This window comes from Rhizobium sp. NLR10b (genome assembly GCF_019685435.1).
Taxonomy (GTDB): domain Bacteria; phylum Pseudomonadota; class Alphaproteobacteria; order Rhizobiales; family Rhizobiaceae; genus Rhizobium.
Window position 1 is genome coordinate 36,056 of record NZ_JABDWV010000024.1, and the last position, 19,779, is coordinate 55,834.

Sequence of the window (19,779 nt, forward strand, 5' to 3'; positions counted from 1 at the left end):
CTTATCGTTGTTGTCGCATTTCCGGACGGCGAGCCGGTTCGTTCAGTCGCCGGGGAATGCCCATTGGCAGGTTTCATCATGTCCGGTTCCGTTTCGCCGCTCGCCCCGAAATCCTTCGTTCCGATGCCTTCGCTGCGCGGCGTGCGCATGGCGACGGCGTCGGCCGGCATCAAGTACAAGAACCGCACCGACGTGCTGATGATGGTCTTCGATAAACCGGCATCGGTCGCGGGCGTCTTCACCCGTTCCAAATGCCCCTCCGCGCCAGTCGATTTCTGCCGCGCGAACCTGCCGCACGGCACTGCGCGCGCCGTCGTCGTCAATTCAGGCAACGCCAATGCCTTTACCGGCATGAAAGGCCGCCAGGCGACCGCGCTGACGGCGAAGTCGGCTGCGGCGGCCGTCGGCTGCCGCGAAAACGAGATCTATCTGGCATCGACCGGCGTCATCGGCGAGCCGCTCGATGCCACCAAATTCGCCGGCGTCCTTGACAGGATGCAGGCCGAGGCGACCGGCGATTTCTGGTTCGAAGCCGCCAAGGCGATCATGACGACCGATACCTATCCCAAGGTTTCGACCCGCAGCGCCGAGATCGGCGGCGTGGCCGTGACGATCAACGGCATTGCCAAAGGCGCCGGCATGATTGCGCCCGACATGGCGACCATGCTCTCCTTCGTCGTCACTGATGCCGATATCGCGTCCGAAGCGCTGCAGGCGCTTCTGTCCGACGGCGTCGGACCGACCTTCAATTCCATGACCGTCGACAGCGACACGTCCACCTCCGATACGCTGATGCTGTTTGCGACGGGGGCTGCGGCTGCGGACGGCCAGCCCCGCATCGAACGCGCCGACGATCCGCGCCTTGCCGCTTTCCGGGCCGCCCTCAACGAAGTGCTGAAGGACTTGTCGCTGCAGGTGGTGCGCGACGGCGAAGGCGCCACCAAGATGCTCGAAATCACCGTAACGGGCGCCGAGAGCGATGCCGCCGCCAAGCGCATCGCACTGTCGATCGCCAATTCGCCGCTGGTCAAGACGGCGGCCGCCGGCGAAGACGCCAATTGGGGCCGTATCGTCATGGCTGTCGGCAAATCCGGGGAGATGGCGGATCGCGACCGGCTCGCCATCTGGTTCGGGGATATCAGGGTCGCCGTCAACGGCGAGCGGGACCCGGATTATTCCGAGGCAGCCGCCTCAAACGTGATGAAAGCGCAGGATATCCCCGTTAAAGTCGATATCGGCCTCGGCACGGGGTCGGCAACCGTCTGGACCTGCGACCTCACCAAAGAATATGTTGCAATCAATGGCGACTATCGGAGCTGATCGTCCATTGGTCCAGGCATCCATATCTTCAAAGAATCTGCCCTTGGTCCGCAGGCTGGAGGCCGTCGGCTTTCGCGCCTGGCCGGCGGCGTCCGTGCAATATGACGGCAGCTGGCAGGTGCGGCTGACGGCGGGCCACCCGTCTAACCGGCTGAATTCCATCGTGCCGCTCGACCCCTCGGACCATCGCGATGTCGAGATCCGTCTGGAAAAGGCGAGCCGGAAGTTCGAGGCCTATGGTCGCGCCGCCGTGGTCCGCCAGACGCCGCTCGCCTCGCCGGTGCTGATCGAGCTTCTCAGCGCCCAGAACTGGACACGGTTCGACGAGACCGTGGTGATGACCTGCGATCTCGCCGGGGCCGAGTTGCCGGATACGCTCGATCATCTGCCGACCCATGATGTCGGCCGTTTCGTCGATGCCAACCTGGCGGTCGACAGGGCGCCGCTGAGCCTGAAGCCGGCGCTTGCCGAAATCATTTCGGCGATCAAGCCGCCGTCGGGTCTGTTCATGATCGAGAACGCCGTGGAGGGACCGCTCGCGACCGTGCTCTGCGTCCAGGACAACGATCTTGCCGGCATCATGTCGCTTTCAGTTTGCGAAACCAGGCGGCGCGAGGGACTCGGCACTGAAATCTTGACCTCGGCATTGCGCTGGGCGCGGATGCGCAGCGCCCGCTCGGCCTGGCTGCAGGTCAGGCTTTCCAATCGCCCGGCCATCGCGCTCTACGAGCGCCTCGGTTTTCGCGACGCCTATCATTATTGCTATTGGCAGCGAGAGTCGCGATGAGCGAGGCAGGCCGAAAAATATTGCTGGTCGCCGCCTGTGCGCTGATCGATGCCGACAGGCGTATCCTATTGGCACAGCGTCCGGAGGGAAAGTCATTGGCGGGGCTCTGGGAGTTTCCCGGAGGGAAAGTCGAGCCCGGCGAGACTCCGGAGGAGACGCTGGTGCGCGAGCTCGAGGAAGAGCTTGGAATCAAGACTAAGATCGCCTGCCTGGCGCCGCTCACCTTTGCCAGCCATTCCTACGAGACGTTCCACCTGTTGATGCCGCTCTATATCTGCCGGCGCTATGAGGGGATTGCTGAGGGCCGTGAGGGGCAGTCTTTGAAATGGGTGCGTGCGCAGGCGCTGCGCGACTACCCCATGCCGCCCGCCGACGAGCCGCTTATCCCGATGCTGCAGGATTTTCTTTAAAGCGAGTCCCGTTGAATTTGATCGGTGCGATGCGCTTTGGATTTTATCCATTGCATATCGTCATCCTGGAACCGCTGCACGCTTCCAAGCAACATGCATTAGCATTAGCTGATTATTATTGCGCCGCGGCGTTTTCGGCTGTGGATATTAATGGATCGTTTAACACCTTCTGCCAAAGATCGGCCTCAATCAAGCATCTGGCGTGCGTGTATTAAAAGGCTTGACGTCATGGACGATGATTTCTGGAAAGCTGTCCGGGAAAAGGAACGGGCTTCGTCTGCCTCGCGCAGGACGGGGGCGCTCAATATCGCCCTTCTGTTCGGCACGGCTGTGGTCGCGCTGACGCTGATTCTGACACCCATGCTTGCGGATTCCTCGAAGAAAAGCGTCTTTGCCAGCGCACCGGTCGATTTCGACACAATCACGACCGGATCGATTCCGAAGAACGAAAGCGGCAAGCACTATACGATTCGTCGTAGCGTCCTTCAGGATACGCCCGGCTCGGTCTGCGTCGTCCAAGGCTACGGCGTCGGCGCCGGTTGCTGAAGCCGGTTGCTTGGAATGGCGGTCATCGCCCGGTGGTCGTGGAGTTGATGGTTGCAGGCGGTTCACGCAGAAGGTTGGGTAATGCGTCTTTGGAAAGCATTTCTTGCAGATGACACAGGCGCGACGGCGGTCGAATACGGCCTGATCGCCGCCATCATTTGCACAGCACTTGTCTCGGGTCTCGGCATCTTCACCGGCAGCCTGCAGAACGTCTTCAACGTGGTCACCAACAATATCACCGTCAATTGACGAAGCTGTCGACGATCACTGCCTGAGCTTGTGTTCGTCCACTTTCAGAGCGTCGGCAAGACGTGCTTTGGCCGAGCCCGGCTGGAGCGGTTTCTGCTGGCTCTCGTGCGGAGCCCATCCGGAGACATAGATGATCGAGAATGTCGCGCGAATGCGTCCGTCGGGATCGGAATGGCGCTCGGCGTAGATCTCTGCGGCGCGCAGGAAGAAGGCGCGCGTCAGCGGCATGCGACTGCGGGCTGCTAGCGGATTGTTCATGCCCATCGCCCTGAGATCGCGCATCAGCGGGAAGAGCGAGTCATATCGGACCGTATAGTTCTCAGCGTCGATCACCGGAAGGGTGAAGCCGGCGCGCTGCAACAGACTGCCGATATCGCGCACATCGGCGAAAGGGATGACGCGCGGGCTTGCGCCGCCCGTCATCTCGACCTCGGTTGCCAAGAGTACGTCGCGCAGTTCCTGCAGCGTGCCGGCGCCGGGAATGGCCGCCAGGAACAGGCCGTCCGGCTTCAGGGCACGACGAATCTGGACGAAAACGCCGGGCGTATCGTTGGTCAGATGAAGGTTGAGCGGCGCGAGGATGAGATTGACTGATTGCGGCGCAAGCGGCACCTCCTCGAGCGTCGCCTCGACAAAAGTTTCGCCCGGGCCCGCATAGGCCTTCTCGCTCTCGACGCGGATCATCGTGCCGATCTTGCCCGTCGCCATTGCCGCGCGGGCGGGTGCACCGGTCGTGCCATGCAATTCAACGGCGGTTTCGAAGCGCCGCTCGACGACATCAAGTCTCTCCGCCATTTCCTCCGCCGCGATGTCGAGCAGGAAAGCGGCTTTCAGGTCGTTGTTAACAAGCGCGCGATGGCGATGTGCGGCGATCAGGGCTCTGTCGAAGATCGTTTCCATGGGGATGTCCATAGTCCCGGCTCGCTGCAGCGGCAAGGCGATTTTCCTTTCGAAGAGAACAGGCTAGTCTCGACCCTATGAAACGGATCCATTCCGAATGGACGACAGATTTGCTCCGGGCGCATCTCCTGCGACCGTTTTCGGCGCTTGCCGATTTTCTCTATCCGCCCGCATGTTCCGTCTGCGGCATTTCGACCGGCGGCCATCGCGGACTGTGTGCGAAATGTTGGTCCGGCATCCGCTTTATCGAGCGGCCCTATTGCGAAGTGCTCGGCATTCCCTTCTCGCATGATCTCGGCGCCGGCATCCTCAGCGCCGAGGCGATCGCCAATCCGCCGCCTTTCGACCGGTTGCGGTCAGCGGCGACACATGACCACGCCGTCCGAGATCTCGTTCACGGATTGAAATATCGCGATCGCACCGATCTGGCGCCGATGATGGCCGGCTGGATGCTGCGTGCCTCCGACGGCGCGGTAGAGAGCTGCGATGCGCTGATCCCGGTGCCGTTGCACCGCACCCGTATGCTATCCCGTAAATTCAACCAGGCTGCCGAACTTGCCCGCCATGTGGCGAGCCTATCGGGCAAACCGCTGCTTGCCGCAACGCTCATCCGCGTCAAGCGCACCAGTCAGCAGGTCGGCCTCGGCGCCAAGGCGCGCGAGGACAATGTCAGAGGTGCTTTCGCGATTGCCAAAGGCTGCGAGAACGACGTCTTCGGCAAGCGTATTGTGCTTGTCGATGATGTCTACACGACAGGCGCGACAGTCGCCGCCGCCTGCCGGACGCTGCGGAAGGCGGGTGCGGCCGAGATAACGGTTTTGACCTTTGCAAGGGCTCTCTCCGAGCCTATATGACAGAAAATACCCGGCATCCGTCTGGAGATATCATGGTACCCGTCACGATCTATACACGGCAGTTCTGCGGCTATTGCAGCCGCGCCAAGTCCCTTCTCGAACATAAGGGTGTCGACTATGTCGAGCACGACGCGACCTATTCGCCGGATCTTCGCCAGGAGATGATCGGCAAGGCGAACGGGCGCACGACGTTCCCGCAGATCTTCATCGGCGCCGAACATGTCGGTGGCTGCGACGACCTCTTCGCACTTGACCGGGCCGGCAAGCTCGATCCGATGCTGGCGGCTTGAGGAAGAACCGATGAGCTTCAAGGCCGCCGCCGTTCAGATGTGCTCCGGGGTCGATCCGGTGAGGAACGCTGCAGCGATGGCGCGGCTGGTGCGCGAGGCTGCGGCCCGAGGCGCCACCTATGTGCAGACGCCGGAAATGACCGGCATGCTGCAGCGTGACCGCGCGGCGGCACGCGCCGTGCTTGCCGACGAGACGCGCGATATTATCGTCAAGACGGGCTCCGAGCTTGCCAGCGAACTCGGCATCTACATGCATGTCGGCTCCACCGCAATCGCGCTTACCGATGGCAAGATCGCCAATCGCGGCTTCCTCTTCGGTCCTGACGGGCGGATTCTCAATCGCTACGACAAGATCCATATGTTCGACGTCGATCTCGACAATGGTGAGAGCTGGCGCGAAAGCGCGTTCTATACCGCCGGCTCGGAAGCCCGCGTTCTGTCGCTGCCCTTTGCGGAAATGGGTTTTGCTATCTGCTACGACGTCCGCTTCCCCGCACTTTTCCGCGCTCAGGCCGTTGCCGGCGCCGAGGTAATGACGGTTCCTGCCGTGTTCACCAAGCAGACCGGCGAGGCGCATTGGGAAATCCTGCTGAGAGCGCGGGCGATCGAGAATGGCGTTTTCGTCGTTGCCGCGGCGCAGGCCGGCCGGCACGAGGATGGGCGGCACGAGGACGGCCGGGAGACCTTCGGCCACTCGATGATCATTGATCCCTGGGGGACGGTGCTGGCCTCGGGCGGCGCAACCGGCGAGGCGGTCATCGTCGCCGAGATCGATCCAGGCGCGGTCAAGGCCGCCCACGACAAGATCCCGAACTTGAGGAATGGCCGGGAATTCTCTGTCGAGAAGATCGCGGGGGCAGTCGCAGGAGGCGTCGCCGCTTGATCCGTTATTCCCTTACCTGTGACAATGCCCATGAATTCGAAGGCTGGTTTTCAGAAAGCGCCGATTTCGACCGTCAGGTCGCGAGCGGGTTCCTGACCTGCCCAGTCTGCCATTCTGCCGCCGTTTCCAAGCTCCTGATGGCGCCTTCGGTGTCGACCGCGCGCAAGAAGGATGAGAGGCAGACGCTGGCGATGGACGCCATGCGCCGGGAGGCCCTGGAAAAGCTGAAAGAGGCGGTCGCGGCCGTCAAGGCCAATTCCGAAGACGTCGGCGCGAAGTTCCCCGAGGAAGCCCGCAAGATCCACTATGGTGAGGCGGATGCTCGCGGCATCATCGGCCAGGCGACAGTCGACGAGGCACAGGCTCTTGTGGAGGAGGGTATCGAGATCGCCGCCATTCCGGTGCTGCCTGAGGACGTAAATTGAAACAAAGTCAGGACACCTGGTCTTCTTGAATGTTGGCGGGAGCGGCCGCTGACATGTAAACGGCGTATTGCCTGCGGGAACTATGCGGGCCGCTTCGCCAGCAACATATAGTTCACATCCATATCTTTGGACAGGTTCCACTGGTTGGACAGCGGATTGAAGAAGACGCCGGTGCGGTCGGTAATCTCAAGGCCGCTTGCCGTGAGCGGCTTTTCCAGCTCTTCCGGGCGCACCAGCTTCTCATATTGATGGGTGCCACGCGGCAGCCAGCGCAGGATGTTTTCGGCGGCGAAGATGGCAAGTGCTGCTGCCTTCATCGTGCGGTTGATGGTGGCGACGAAGATCAGGCCGCCGGGGCGGACCATCTTTGCGCAGGTCGTCATGAAGAGTTCGACGTCGGCGACGTGTTCGACCACTTCCATGTTCAAGACGATATCGAAAGTCTCGCCGGCGTCGGCAAGTTCCTCGGCGGTGATGGCGCGATAGTCGACCGAAACCCCGGAAGCCTTCGCGTGGGTCGAGGCGATGCCGATATTCTTCTCGGAAGGATCGGCGCCGACGACGGAGGCACCCATGCGGGCGACCGGTTCGGACAGTAGACCGCCGCCGCAGCCGATATCGAGCGCACGCAGGCCTTCGAGCGGGCGGGCGCTTTTCGGATCACGGCCGAAATTCTCGCAGGCCTTGTCTCTTATGTAGGCGAGGCGGACGGGGTTGAATTTGTGCAGCGGCTTGAACTTGCCGGTCGGGCTCCACCATTCCGCCGCCATCGCCGAGAAGCGGTCCACTTCGCCCTGGTCGATCGTGCTCCTGGCGCCTTCCGTCATCGTCCTCTCCTTCGTTCGTGAAATGTGAAGTCGGACGATCGGGGGCATAAGTCAAGGGGCGGAGGTCAGGAGGCAGACAGGCGCGGGACCGCACGGCAATTGCTTTTATCGCGCGCGCTTGCCTCACCCCGCCAAACTCGCTAAGAGACGCCGCAACTTGAGGCCTTTGGGGGCCTGGCTTTTGGAGCGGTTCCAGAATGGGATCTGGCTCTCTCGCTAACCGGTCACCCCTGGGTCTCGTTATGCCGGGTCCGATTTTCCGCTTCCCGGCGCCAGACGTGGTAGAGGCATATGGCACGCATCGTAATGAAATTCGGCGGCACGTCCGTCGCTGACCTGGATCGCATCAAGAACGTTGCCCGCCACGTGAAACGCGAAGTCGATGCCGGCCACGAGGTCGCAGTGGTGGTCTCGGCCATGTCCGGCAAGACCAATGAGCTGGTCGGCTGGGTGCAGGGCATGCCGAAGGTGATCGGCGCCAATTCTCCCTTTTACGATGCGCGCGAATACGACGCGGTGGTCGCTTCCGGCGAGCAGGTAACGTCTGGGCTGCTTGCGATCGCATTGCAGGCGATGGATATCAATGCGCGCTCCTGGCAGGGGTGGCAGATCCCGATCCGAACCGATAATGCGCATGGCGCGGCCCGGATTCTGGAAATCGACGGCTCCGATATCATCAAGCGGATGGGCGAGGGACAGGTCGCCGTCATCGCCGGCTTCCAGGGATTGGGGCCTGACAACCGCCTCGCCACTCTCGGGCGCGGCGGGTCGGACACGTCAGCCGTCGCCATTGCCGCGGCTGTCAAAGCGGATCGCTGCGATATCTATACCGATGTCGACGGGGTCTACACGACCGATCCGCGTATCGTGCCGCAGGCGCGCAGGCTAAAGAAGATCGCCTTCGAGGAAATGCTTGAGATGGCCTCGCTCGGCGCCAAGGTGCTGCAGGTGCGTTCGGTCGAGCTTGCCATGGTGCACAAGGTGCGTACCTTCGTGCGCTCGTCTTTCGAAGATCCCGATGCTCCGGGCATGGGCGATCTGTTGAACCCGCCCGGAACGCTGATTTGTGACGAGGATGAAATCGTGGAACAGGAAGTAGTCACCGGCATCGCCTATGCCAAGGATGAGGCTCAGATCTCGCTTCGCCGTCTTGCCGACCGGCCGGGCGTCTCCGCCGCGATCTTCGGGCCGCTTGCCGAATCTCATATCAATGTCGACATGATCGTCCAGAATATTTCCGAGGACGGATCGAAGACCGACATGACCTTCACCGTGCCGTCAGGTGACGTCGAGAAGGCGATCAAGGTGCTCGGCGACCATAAGGAGAAGATCGGCTACGATGTCGTGCAGAACGAATCGGGGCTGGTGAAAGTCTCGGTCATCGGCATCGGCATGCGCAGCCATGCGGGCGTCGCTGCCACCGCGTTTCGCGCTCTTGCCGAAAAAGGCATCAACATCAAGGCGATCACCACCTCCGAGATCAAGATTTCCATCCTGATAGACGGTCCCTATGCAGAACTCGCTGTCAGGACTTTGCATTCCTGCTACGGTCTGGATAAGAATTGATTCCCAGTGGGCGGCCTGCCCCTTCAGGTTGAGGAGACGAGGGCCAGCCTGCCGGGACTGAGTGCGTTGTTTCGGGAGCTTGAGACGCCATGAGAGACCTTTCCGGCGGTCCGCGCGTGCTGCTCAGGCGGCTGCGCGAGTTGATGGCAGAGCCGCTGGAGCCGCAGGATCGCCTCGACCGGATCGTCCGCCAGATTGCCAGCAACATGGTGGCGGAAGTCTGCTCCGTCTATGTGCTGCGCGCCGACGGCGTGCTCGAACTCTACGCGACCGAAGGCCTCAACCGCGAGGCGGTGCACCTGGCGCAGCTGAAGATGGGGCAGGGCCTCGTCGGCACGATCGCGGCCTCGGCGCAGCCGCTGAACCTTTCCGACGCGCAGTCGCATCCGGCTTTCCGCTACCTGCCGGAGACGGGCGAAGAAATCTACCATTCCTTCCTCGGTGTGCCGATCCTGAGAACCGGGCGCTCGCTCGGTGTTCTCGTCGTCCAGAACAAGGCGAGCCGCAACTATCGCGACGAGGAAGTGGAAGCACTCGAAACGACGGCGATGGTGCTTGCCGAGATGATCGCCACCGGCGAGCTCAAGAAGATCACCAAACCGGGCCTTGAACTCGACCTGACGCGTTCGGTGACGATTGACGGCGACACCTATAATGACGGCATCGGCCTCGGCTATGTCGTCTTGCACGAGCCGCGTATCGTCGTCACCAACCTGCTGAACGAGGATGCGGAGAAGGAAATCCGCCGGCTGGCGGAGGCCATGGGGTCGCTGCGGATCTCGATCGACGACATGCTGTCTCGCCGCGACGTGTCGATGGAAGGCGAGCATCGCGAGGTGCTCGAAACCTATCGCATGTTCGCGCACGACCAGGGCTGGGTGCGCAAGCTCGAGGAAGCGATCCGCAACGGCCTGACGGCGGAAGCGGCGGTCGAAAAGGTGCAGAGCGACACCAAGGCGCGAATGATGCGGCTGACCGACCCTTATCTGCGCGAACGCATGCATGATTTCGAAGATCTGGCGAACCGGCTGCTCAGGCAGTTGACGGGTTATACCGGGCGCACGACCGCCGAAGGTTTCCCCAATGATGCGGTCATCCTGGCGCGCGCCATGGGGGCGGCCGAGCTGCTCGATTACCCTCGCGCCAATGTCCGTGGACTGGTGCTGGAAGAGGGGGCGGTGACGAGCCATGTGGTGATCGTCGCCCGCGCCATGGGCATTCCCGTCATCGGCCAGGCAGCGGGTGTTGTCGCGCTCGCCGAGAATGGCGATGCCGTGATCATCGACGCCGACGAAGGGCATGTGCACCTCCGGCCGATGGCCGATCACCGGCGCTCCTACGAGGAAAAGGTGCGTTTTCGCGCGCGGCGGCAGGAGCAGTTCCGGGCGCTGCGCGCCATCGAGCCGGTCACCAAGGATGGCCAGCGGATTTCGCTGATGATGAATGCCGGCCTGTTGGTCGACTTGCCGCAGCTCTCGGAATCGGGTGCGGAGGGCATCGGTCTCTTCCGCACCGAGCTGCAGTTCATGATCGCCTCGACCATGCCGAAGGCGGAAGAGCAGGAGCAGTTCTACCGCAATGTGATCAAACAGGCGGCAGGCCGCGTCGTCACCTTCCGCACGCTCGATATCGGCGGCGACAAGGTGGTGCCTTATTTCCGAGGCCACGAGGAGGAAAATCCCGCACTCGGGTGGCGCGCCATCCGGCTGTCGCTCGACCGGCCGGGATTGTTGCGCACCCAGCTGCGCGCCATGCTGAAGGCATCGGCCGGCACCGAGCTGAAGCTGATGGTGCCGATGGTGACCGAGGTTTCCGAGCTGAAGATGGTGCGCGAACTCCTGCAGAAGGAAGTGCAGCATCTGTCGCGCTTCGGGCACGGGTTGCCGCGCAAGCTGCAATTCGGAGCGATGCTGGAGGTGCCCGCGCTGCTCTGGCAGCTCGACGAGCTGATGGAGGCGGTCGATTTCGTGTCGGTCGGTTCCAACGACCTTTTCCAGTTTGCCATGGCGGTCGATCGTGGCAATGCGCGGGTGTCTGATCGCTTCGACCCACTCGGCAAGCCGTTTTTGCGGATCCTGCGCGATGTCGTGCGCGGGGCGGATCGGAACAAGACGCCGGTGACGCTTTGCGGCGAGCTTGCCGGCAAGCCGCTTTCGGCAATGGCGCTTCTCGGCATCGGCTTTCGGTCGATCTCGATGTCGCCCGCCTCTATCGGCCCGGTGAAGGCGATGTTGCTCGGGCTTGATGTCGGGGCCCTGGCAAAGGTGATGGACGAAGTGCTGGACGATCATCGCAGCACGGTGCCGATGCGCGAGGTGCTTGCCCGCTTCGCCGAGAGCCACAATATTCCCCTTTAGGGAAATACAAGAAGAATCGGAGTGCAGGGTGGCAAAGCTTCCCGTTGAAAAAATGCGCGAGCTTGAACGCCGTTTCGGCGAGATCGAGGCGCGCATGTCGGCCGGTCCGGCCGCCGATGTCTATGTGAAGCTCGCATCCGAATATTCCGAGCTGCAGCCGGTCGTGACGAAGATCCGCGCCTATGAGAAGGCTGGCGCCGAGCTTGCCGATCTCGAAACGCTGCTCGAGGATAAATCGGTCGATCGCGAGATGCGCGATCTTGCCGAACTCGAATTGCCCGAAGTGAAAGCGCGGATCGAGGCGCTGGAGCAGGAAATGCAGATCCTGCTTCTGCCGAAGGACGCAGCCGACGAAAAAAGCGCGATCCTGGAAATCCGCGCTGGCACCGGCGGCTCGGAAGCTGCCCTTTTTGCCGGTGATCTTTTCCGGATGTACGAGCGTTTCGCGTCGGAAAAGGGCTGGAAGGTAGAGGTGCTCTCGGCAAGCGAGGGTGAAGCCGGTGGCTACAAGGAAATCATCGCGACGATCACAGGCCGAGGGGTCTTCGCCAAGTTGAAGTTCGAATCCGGTGTGCACCGGGTGCAGCGCGTACCGGAGACCGAAGCAGGCGGGCGCATCCATACTTCGGCCGCGACGGTGGCGGTGCTGCCGGAAGCCGAGGAGATCGACATCGACATCCGGCCGGAAGACATCCGCATCGATACGATGCGCTCGTCGGGCGCAGGCGGCCAACACGTCAATACGACGGATTCGGCGGTGCGCATCACCCATCTGCCGACCGGCATCGTCGTCACCAGCTCGGAAAAATCACAGCATCAGAACCGCGCCAAGGCGATGCAGGTCTTGCGCTCCAGGCTTTACGATGCCGAGCGGCAGCGGGCCGATAGCGAGCGCTCGGCCGATCGCAAGAGCCAAGTCGGCTCCGGCGATCGATCGGAACGCATCCGTACCTACAATTTCCCCCAGGGGCGCGTCACGGACCATCGCATCAATCTGACGCTTTACAAGCTCGACCGGATGATGGAAGGCGAGATTGAAGAGGTCGTCGACGCGCTGATGGCCGATTATCAGGCAAGCCAGCTGGCGCAGCTCGGCGAACAACTATGAGTGCTACGGTCGCCGATATGCTTGCCGAAGCGCGCCGTCGTTTCACAGAGGCGGGCATTGTCGATCCGGTGACTGATGCGCGGCTGCTTGTCGCTGGCCTTTTGAAACTGTCGTCGACGGAGCTTTTGACGCGGTCGACTGAGAGGCTTTCTTCCGATCAGTCGGAGACAATTTCGAGGGCCCTGGAACGCCGGCTCGGCCATGAGCCGGTGCATCGTATTCTAGGCGAGCGGGAATTTTATGGCCTGCCGCTTGGCTTGTCGGCGGAAACTTTGGAGCCGCGTCCGGATACGGAAATCCTGGTCGATACGGTGCTTCCTTATCTGAAGGATCTTGCAAAGCCGCAACGCCATCTCCATATTCTTGATATCGGAACCGGGAGTGGAGCGATATGCCTCGCGCTCTTGAGCGAATGTCCCGAGGCGTCAGGTATCGGCAGCGACATATCGGCTGATGCACTTAGGACGGCGAAGTCAAATGCAGAAAGAAACGGGTTGCAGGATCGTTTTCAGGCCGTGCAGTCGAAATGGTTCGAGAACATCCAGGGCTCATTTCACGCGATTGTCTCAAATCCGCCCTATATTGCCTCCAATGTCATTCACGATCTCGCTCCCGAAGTGACGAAATTTGATCCGGTTGCAGCGCTGGATGGCGGCCCGGATGGGCTTGACGCTTACAAAGCCATAGCCAAGGATGCGGCAAGGTTCATGAGGCCCGACGGGGTTCTCGGACTGGAAATCGGCTACGATCAGCGAAACGATGTGACGGCGCTCTTCGAAGCGAAAGGTTTCAGGTGCCTCAAATCTGTGAAGGATTATGGTCAGAACGACAGGGCGCTCGTTTTCGCGCTCGCGTAAAAGGCGATAATTGCGGCATCGGGGCGGACATTATTGCTATTGCGAAGAAAAGGCTTGGATTTCCGAGGGAAGCAATATAGGTTGCGGGCACGTGTTGGGCAGATAGGAATGAACGAGATTCGTTCGGTACTTGGTTTGCCTCGGGGGTCCGCTCTTTTAAACGAGAGTTTCAACGGTTAAACACGACCCAACGCGTGAATCAGTCAAACTGACTTGAGAACCAAGCGGCAGGTCGGCGCAAAGGCGCAGTATGCTCGCGGCACAAAGGTCCTGACCCGGTTTTCCGGTCATGGCGGTTGGTGCCATGTATCCATCACAAACAGAGAATTCAGGTGAACGATCTATGAGGCCAGGACAGCAAAACAAGCGCGGTCGAGGGCGTGGTAACAACAATAACAATGGCGGCGGCGGCGGAAATAACAATAACAACAATTTCAACCGCAAGGGCGGCAACCCGCTGACCCGGACCTATGACAGCTCCGGCCCCGATGTGAAGATTCGCGGTACTGCACAGCATATCGCCGAGAAATATGCGCAGCTTGCCCGTGATGCCCAGAGCTCCGGCGACCGTGTGATAGCCGAGAATTATCTTCAGCACGCCGAACATTACAATCGGATCATCGCCAGCGCTCAGGCGCAGATGCAGGAGCGGTTCCAGCGCGACGATCGCAGCGACTACAATGACCGCGACGCGGCGGATCGCGACAGCGACGACATCGATACCAGCGACAATGATGGCGACGATGTCGTCGTCGTCCAGCCGCCGCAGAGCAGGCAGCATCAACCGCAGGCACAGCCAAAGCCAGCGCCGGCACCCGTTGCGGCGCCTGCCCCGGCACCCCAGCCCGAAATCATCGACGGAACCGGCCCGCAGCCGGAGATCGAAGGCATTCCCGCCGAGGTCGCCATGGACGAGGAAGGCTCTGCCGGCCAGTCACGCGAACGCCAGCCCCGTCGTCGCAGCCCCGGCAATCGTCCCCGTCGCCCGCGTCGGGGCGCAGACGGCGATGCAGCCTCCGAAGGCGAGGGGGCTTCCGCCGAGGCGCCGGTTCTGGCGGACGCCGCATCGGAATAAGGATCTGGCCGCTCCCTTCGGAGAGAGCCGGGTGCTCTGCCATCTGTTCGGATTTCCTTGGAAATCCCCGGCCTTCGTGCCGGGGATTTTCGTCTTACGGGGTCTTTAAACTCCCGGAACAGCGTACCATATTCTCCTCGACTGCTTCGCCCAAATCCCAGACGGGCCAAGCGCGGCCTGCCTTTTCAGGGGGTCGATCTCAATCATCGGTCTGCGCCTCGTAAGGGCAGGGCGATCAATGGAGGTAGAATATGAATATCGAGAAATATTCCGAGCGGGTGCGCGGTTTCATCCAGTCGGCCCAGACCTATGCGCTGGCGCAGGGTCATCAGCAATTTTCACCCGAACATGTGCTCAAAGTTCTGCTCGATGACGATCAGGGCATGGCGGCCTCGCTGATCGAGCGTGCCGGCGGCGATGCCAAGGCTGCTCGCCTTGCCAATGACGCGGTTCTTGCCAAGTTGCCGAAGATATCAGGCGGCAACGGCAACATCTATCTGGCGCAGCCGCTCGCCAAGGTGCTTTCGACCGCCGAGGAGGTGGCCAAGAAAGCCGGCGATAGTTTTGTCACGGTCGAACGTCTGCTGCAGGCGCTGGCGATCGAATCCTCGGCTTCGACCTATTCGACGCTGAAGAATGCGGGCGTGACAGCCCAAGGCCTCAACCAGGTCATCAACGATATCCGCAAGGGCCGGACGGCGGATTCCGCCAGTGCCGAGCAGGGCTTCGATTCACTGAAGAAATTCGCCCGCGACCTCACTGGCGAAGCCCGCGAGGGCAAGCTCGATCCGGTGATCGGCCGCGACGACGAGATCCGCCGCACCATCCAGGTCCTGTCGCGCCGCACCAAGAATAATCCGGTGCTGATCGGCGAGCCGGGCGTCGGCAAGACGGCGATCGTCGAAGGTCTGGCGCTGCGCATTGTCAACGGCGACGTGCCGGAATCGCTCAAGGACAAGAAGCTGATGGCGCTCGACATGGGCGCCCTGATTGCCGGCGCGAAATACCGCGGCGAATTCGAAGAGCGGCTGAAAGCGGTCCTCAATGAGGTCCAGGCGGAAAACGGCGAGATCATCCTGTTCATTGACGAGATGCACACGCTGGTCGGCGCCGGCAAGGCGGACGGAGCGATGGATGCCTCCAATCTTTTAAAGCCTGCCCTTGCCCGTGGCGAACTGCATTGCGTCGGCGCAACCACGCTCGACGAATATCGCAAACATGTCGAGAAGGATCCGGCGCTTGCCCGCCGCTTCCAGCCCGTTGTCGTCGACGAACCGACGGTCGAAGATACGATCTCGATCCTGCGCGGACTCAAGGAAAAATACGAGCAGCATCACAAGGTTCGCATCGCCGATGCGGCGCTGGTTGCGGCCGCGACGCTGTCCAACCGCTATATCACGGATCGCTTCCTGCCCGACAAGGCGATCGATCTGATGGATGAGGCCGCCGCGCGACTGCGCATGCAGGTGGATTCCAAGCCGGAAGAGCTCGATGAACTCGACCGCCGGATCATTCAGATGAAGATCGAGCGCGAGGCGCTGAAGAAGGAAACCGACGTTGCTTCCGCCGACCGGCTGAAGCGGCTGGAGACTGAACTCACCGCGCTTGAAGAGGAGGCCGATGCGCTGACGGCCCGCTGGCAGGCGGAAAAGCAGAAGCTCGGCCTTGCCGCCGATCTCAAGAAGCAGCTCGATGACGCCCGCAACGAACTGGCGATTGCCCAGCGCAAGGGTGAATTCCAGCGCGCCGGCGAGCTCACCTACGGCGTCATTCCCGATCTCGAAAAGCAGCTGGTCGAAGCCGAGAAGCAGGACGGCGAGCGCGGCGCGATGGTGCAGGAGGTGGTCAGCCCCGACAATATCGCCCATGTCGTTTCCCGCTGGACCGGCATTCCGGTCGACAAGATGCTGGAGGGGGAACGCGACAAGCTGCTTCGGATGGAAGACGAGCTGGCGAGATCGGTGATCGGCCAGGGCGATGCGGTTCAGGCCGTGTCGCGCGCCGTCCGCCGCGCCCGCGCCGGCCTGCAAGATCCGAACCGGCCGATCGGCTCGTTCATCTTCCTCGGCCCGACCGGCGTCGGCAAGACGGAGCTTACCAAGGCGCTCGCCCGCTTCCTCTTTGATGACGAAACGGCGATGGTGCGCATGGACATGTCGGAATATATGGAAAAACACTCCGTCGCCCGGCTGATCGGTGCACCTCCCGGCTATGTCGGCTATGACGAAGGCGGGGCGTTGACGGAAGCCGTGCGTCGTAGGCCCTATCAGGTCGTGCTGTTCGACGAGATCGAAAAGGCGCATCCCGACGTCTTCAACATCCTGCTGCAGGTGCTTGACGATGGGCGGCTGACGGACGGTCAGGGGCGGACGGTCGACTTCCGCAACACGATGATCATCATGACCTCGAACCTCGGGGCCGAATATCTGACCCAGCTCAGGGACGGCGACGATAGCGATACGGTTCGCGAGCAGGTGATGGACGTCGTGCGTGGGCATTTCCGGCCGGAATTCCTGAACCGCATCGATGAGATCATCCTCTTCCATCGTTTGAAGCGTGAAGAGATGGGTGCGATCGTCGACATTCAGTTGAAGCGGCTGGTGGCCTTGCTCTCCGAACGCAAGATCGTCATCGATCTCGACGAGGAAGCCCGGCACTGGCTGGCGAACAAGGGTTACGACCCGATTTACGGCGCAAGGCCGCTGAAGCGGGTGATCCAGAAGTTCGTGCAGGACCCGCTGGCCGAGCAGATCCTGTCGGGTCAGGTGCCGGACGGATCGACTGTCAAGGTGACGAACGGTTCGGACCGGTTGCAGTTCACAACGCGGCAGACGGTAAGCCAAGCGGCTTAAATTGGTTACAGGGAAATAAAATGGCGGCTTTGGCCGCCATTTTCGTCTTGAGATTACTTGCTCGCCACCTGATCCGGCGTCTGGTTGTTCAGCAGCGTATCGATACGCTTTCGCTCGTCTTCGAATTTCGCCAGCGGCTCGCCCTGCAGCGATTTGCCGCCCGGCAGGCGGATGCGCAGCGGATCTACCTTGGTGCCGTTGACGATCAGCTCGTAATGCAGGTGCGGGCCAGTGGATTCACCCGTCGTGCCGACCCAGCCGATCACCTGGCCCTGACGTATTTTCGCGCCGGGAACGACGCCTTTGGCGATGGCGCTCTGGTGATTGTAGGAGGATTCATAGCCGTTGGCATGGCGGATGATCGTCTGGTTGCCGTAGCCGCCGGAATCCCAGCCGGCTTTTTCGACCGTGCCGTTGCCGGCGGCGATGATCGCTGTGCCACGCGGTGCCGCCCAATCGACGCCGGTATGCATTCGGGCGAAACCGAGGATCGGGTGGCGGCGCATGCCGAAGCCCGATTTGAAAATGCCGTTCGGAACCGGATTGCGCAGCAGGAACTGGCGGATGCTCTTGCCGTTCTCGTCGAAATAATCGACCGTACCGTCGTCGGGATCCTGGAAACGATAGAAGCGCGTCTGCGTATCGCCGAAACGGGCGTTGACGTAGAGCAGTTCGGAATCCTCGGTCGCCTGGCCGGTGCTGTCGGCGACGGAGAAGAAGGCTTCCAGCTTATCGGTCGGTCTCAGCTGCGCCTGGAAATCGACATTGCTTGCGAGCAGCTTGATGATCAGCGCGGTCATGTCCTTGGTCATGCCATAGGAAAGGGCGGCACGATAGATGCCGTCATAGACGCGCGGCAGGTTCTGTCCGGGCGGCGGAGCGAAGGTATTGTCATCGAAGGCCGTGGCGATCGCATCCAGCATCGGCGGCTCGCTACCGGGCACATACTTGCCCTTGTCGTCGAGAGCCACGGTGACGAGATGGCGCGTGCCGCGGTAGACGCTAGCCCGGATGATCTTTGCCTGTTCGCCCTTCTGGATGATGCCGATGCGCAGCACGTCACCCTTTTCGAGATCGCTGGCGCCGAGTTGCTGCGAGATATAGTTGGCAATGCCATCGGCATATTGCTGTGGGTAGCCTGAATCCGTCAGCGCCTTGGCGATCGGTGTATCCGCGCGCACCGGAAGGACGTCGTCGGCGAATTCTTCGGTCTGCGGCGTGATTGATTCCGGCGCAGAGACCGTCATGTTCTGCTCGAGCACGCGGGCGGACAGGCCCGCGGTCAGATCGACATCGGTTTCCTCGTTGGAGAAACGACGTGGATCGACGTAGTAGAGGGCCGCGAGCTGCGTATTGCCGTCGGTCAGCACGGAGCCGTTGGAGCGGACGTTTTCCTCTACCTCCTCGAGCGACAGGCCAGAGGCCATTTTCATACCGGTCTTGGCGGTCGGGAAGGGAACGGTCTTCAGGCTGACTTCGGATTCAACGTCGGAGCCATAGAGTGCGCCGGTGCGGCTCTGCGGAGCGGGCTGCGGTTCGTCGGCGGAAAATATCGCCAGGGGATCGAAATCGGGGTAGTCCTCTGTCGTCACATGGTTGGCGGCCAGCGTCATCTTCACATGGGCGAAGGGCTGGCGGCGCACGACTTCCTTCTCGCCGTCATGGACGACGGTCGATACTTCCATGATCGCCCGGTCCGAAGGTTTCGCGGCGATCGCAGGAGCGATCAGCCGGCCGCCGCGGACCACGGTCGTGTCTACATGGGCCTCTGCGGCAGCACTCGCATAGGCCTCTGCAGGGATCGCCAGCTGCTGACGGCCATCAAGTGCGGCAAATAGCGCGACGCCCATCAGAACAGACGATGTGATACCGGTGAGGAACGTGCCCGAGAGCCAGCGCAGGGAAACTTCGCGCTTGTCCGGCGCACGCCTGCCGTCGGCCAGAAGCGGAGGCTCGTTGCCCAACGAGCGGATCATCATTTTCTCCGTCATCATGGCAGTTGGGTCCGCGTCCTTACATTTGACGTCTCTGGGAGCATGTCTCGGCCATCCTGGCTGGGGCAAAAGATGTGCATATTTTGGGCACTGAAGTCAAATCGTGCACTGGAAAGGCAGCCTAACTGCGTTTGCCTGTGTGAATCATGTGTCCGTACAGACCAGCAGATTGTGATCATGTCGGGGCGCGAGAGACGAAAGAGCACTCTTTCCACGAAAAGTCGACGAATGTTTACTTCTCCGGCTCGGTGGAGGCGGCTCAGAATCCGGGAAATGATCGCACTGACAGGCTCCACAGAAACTTCGCCTGAAAAAACAATGACTTGAAAGAAAAATGATTTTTTTCGAAAAGGGCAGTTGACTTAGAAAAGGGGAAGGTTCTATAAGCCCACTCACTGAACGAGGGCGGCGGCGCTGCTGGCGACGAAGTCTTTCGTTCTAAAGAAACTCAAGCGGATTGGCGATTGCTGGTTTGTGTT

At 61.3% G+C, this 19,779-nt stretch carries 18 protein-coding genes; 15 read left to right on the forward strand and 3 right to left on the reverse strand.

What is annotated here, in order from left to right:
• Positions 1–78 precede the first annotated feature (78 nt).
• The 5 genes from argJ to HJB91_RS28375 all read left to right on the forward strand — a co-directional run bounded on the left by argJ (position 79) and on the right by HJB91_RS28375 (position 3,312).
• The gene (argJ, locus tag HJB91_RS28355) at positions 79–1,320 is read left to right on the forward strand and encodes a bifunctional glutamate N-acetyltransferase/amino-acid acetyltransferase ArgJ (protein WP_221147780.1); all 1,242 of its coding nucleotides are present in this window, start codon (positions 79–81) and stop codon (positions 1,318–1,320) included.
• Complete coding sequence (locus HJB91_RS28360; RefSeq protein WP_221156614.1) at positions 1,301–2,107, forward strand: N-acetyltransferase; 807 nt, start codon at positions 1,301–1,303, stop codon at positions 2,105–2,107. Before argJ ends, HJB91_RS28360 begins: the two co-directional genes overlap by 20 nt.
• Positions 2,104–2,517 (forward strand): 8-oxo-dGTP diphosphatase MutT, encoded by a 414-nt coding sequence (gene mutT, locus HJB91_RS28365; protein ID WP_221156615.1) that lies wholly within the window; start codon positions 2,104–2,106, stop codon positions 2,515–2,517. Before HJB91_RS28360 ends, mutT begins: the two co-directional genes overlap by 4 nt.
• Before the next feature lie 228 nt (positions 2,518–2,745).
• Entirely contained in the window at positions 2,746–3,063 is a 318-nt protein-coding gene (locus HJB91_RS28370) for a hypothetical protein (RefSeq protein WP_064697586.1), read from the forward strand.
• An 81-nt stretch (positions 3,064–3,144) separates the two neighbouring features.
• Positions 3,145–3,312 (forward strand): Flp family type IVb pilin, encoded by a 168-nt coding sequence (locus HJB91_RS28375; RefSeq protein WP_020922387.1) that lies wholly within the window; start codon positions 3,145–3,147, stop codon positions 3,310–3,312.
• Between the two features lie 15 nt (positions 3,313–3,327).
• Here HJB91_RS28375 and HJB91_RS28380 read toward each other — a convergent pair whose 3' ends face one another.
• Complete coding sequence (locus tag HJB91_RS28380; protein ID WP_221156617.1) at positions 3,328–4,212, reverse strand: methyltransferase domain-containing protein; 885 nt, start codon at positions 4,210–4,212, stop codon at positions 3,328–3,330.
• A gap of 77 nt (positions 4,213–4,289) precedes the next feature.
• On the opposite strand from HJB91_RS28380, the gene HJB91_RS28385 reads away from it, so the two are divergent.
• From HJB91_RS28385 to HJB91_RS28400, 4 genes are read left to right on the forward strand one after another with little or no spacing between them, the layout of a single operon-like run.
• On the forward strand, positions 4,290–5,066 hold the full coding sequence (locus HJB91_RS28385; RefSeq protein WP_221156619.1) for a ComF family protein: 777 nt from the start codon (positions 4,290–4,292) through the stop codon (positions 5,064–5,066).
• A 32-nt stretch (positions 5,067–5,098) separates the two neighbouring features.
• Positions 5,099–5,356 carry a glutaredoxin 3 gene (gene grxC, locus HJB91_RS28390; protein ID WP_221147783.1) on the forward strand — a complete coding sequence of 86 codons (258 nt, stop codon included), beginning with the start codon at positions 5,099–5,101 and terminating at the stop codon, positions 5,354–5,356.
• Positions 5,357–5,366: 10 nt separating this feature from the next.
• Positions 5,367–6,239, forward strand: a complete 873-nt coding sequence (locus HJB91_RS28395) for a carbon-nitrogen hydrolase family protein (RefSeq protein ID WP_210632848.1) — start codon at positions 5,367–5,369, stop codon at positions 6,237–6,239.
• Positions 6,236–6,664, forward strand: a complete 429-nt coding sequence (locus HJB91_RS28400) for a DUF1178 family protein (RefSeq protein WP_085779603.1) — start codon at positions 6,236–6,238, stop codon at positions 6,662–6,664. Before HJB91_RS28395 ends, HJB91_RS28400 begins: the two co-directional genes overlap by 4 nt.
• Before the next feature lie 80 nt (positions 6,665–6,744).
• Here the strand turns inward: HJB91_RS28400 and ubiG are convergent, their stop codons facing one another.
• Positions 6,745–7,491, reverse strand: a complete 747-nt coding sequence (ubiG, locus tag HJB91_RS28405) for a bifunctional 2-polyprenyl-6-hydroxyphenol methylase/3-demethylubiquinol 3-O-methyltransferase UbiG (protein WP_210632847.1) — start codon at positions 7,489–7,491, stop codon at positions 6,745–6,747.
• A gap of 291 nt (positions 7,492–7,782) precedes the next feature.
• Here ubiG and HJB91_RS28410 point away from each other — a divergent pair, with 291 nt between their 5' ends.
• From HJB91_RS28410 to clpB, 6 genes are all read left to right on the forward strand, one after another.
• On the forward strand, positions 7,783–9,057 hold the full coding sequence (locus HJB91_RS28410; protein WP_064686444.1) for an aspartate kinase: 1,275 nt from the start codon (positions 7,783–7,785) through the stop codon (positions 9,055–9,057).
• A gap of 89 nt (positions 9,058–9,146) precedes the next feature.
• Positions 9,147–11,414 (forward strand): phosphoenolpyruvate--protein phosphotransferase, encoded by a 2,268-nt coding sequence (ptsP, locus tag HJB91_RS28415; protein WP_210632846.1) that lies wholly within the window; start codon positions 9,147–9,149, stop codon positions 11,412–11,414.
• Positions 11,415–11,442: 28 nt separating this feature from the next.
• Entirely contained in the window at positions 11,443–12,522 is a 1,080-nt protein-coding gene (gene prfA, locus HJB91_RS28420) for a peptide chain release factor 1 (RefSeq protein WP_210632845.1), read from the forward strand.
• Positions 12,519–13,379, forward strand: coding sequence for a peptide chain release factor N(5)-glutamine methyltransferase (prmC, locus tag HJB91_RS28425; protein WP_221156621.1), 861 nt, complete (start codon positions 12,519–12,521; stop codon positions 13,377–13,379). The genes prfA and prmC overlap by 4 nt, the downstream gene beginning before the upstream one ends.
• A gap of 343 nt (positions 13,380–13,722) precedes the next feature.
• The gene (locus HJB91_RS28430) at positions 13,723–14,454 is read left to right on the forward strand and encodes a DUF4167 domain-containing protein (protein WP_210632843.1); all 732 of its coding nucleotides are present in this window, start codon (positions 13,723–13,725) and stop codon (positions 14,452–14,454) included.
• A 251-nt stretch (positions 14,455–14,705) separates the two neighbouring features.
• Positions 14,706–17,306, forward strand: a complete 2,601-nt coding sequence (gene clpB, locus HJB91_RS28435; RefSeq protein WP_210632842.1) for an ATP-dependent chaperone ClpB — start codon at positions 14,706–14,708, stop codon at positions 17,304–17,306.
• 53 nt (positions 17,307–17,359) lie between these two features.
• Here clpB and HJB91_RS28440 read toward each other — a convergent pair whose 3' ends face one another.
• Positions 17,360–19,300, reverse strand: a complete 1,941-nt coding sequence (locus HJB91_RS28440; protein ID WP_210632841.1) for a M23 family metallopeptidase — start codon at positions 19,298–19,300, stop codon at positions 17,360–17,362.
• Between the last annotated feature and the right edge of the window lie 479 nt (positions 19,301–19,779).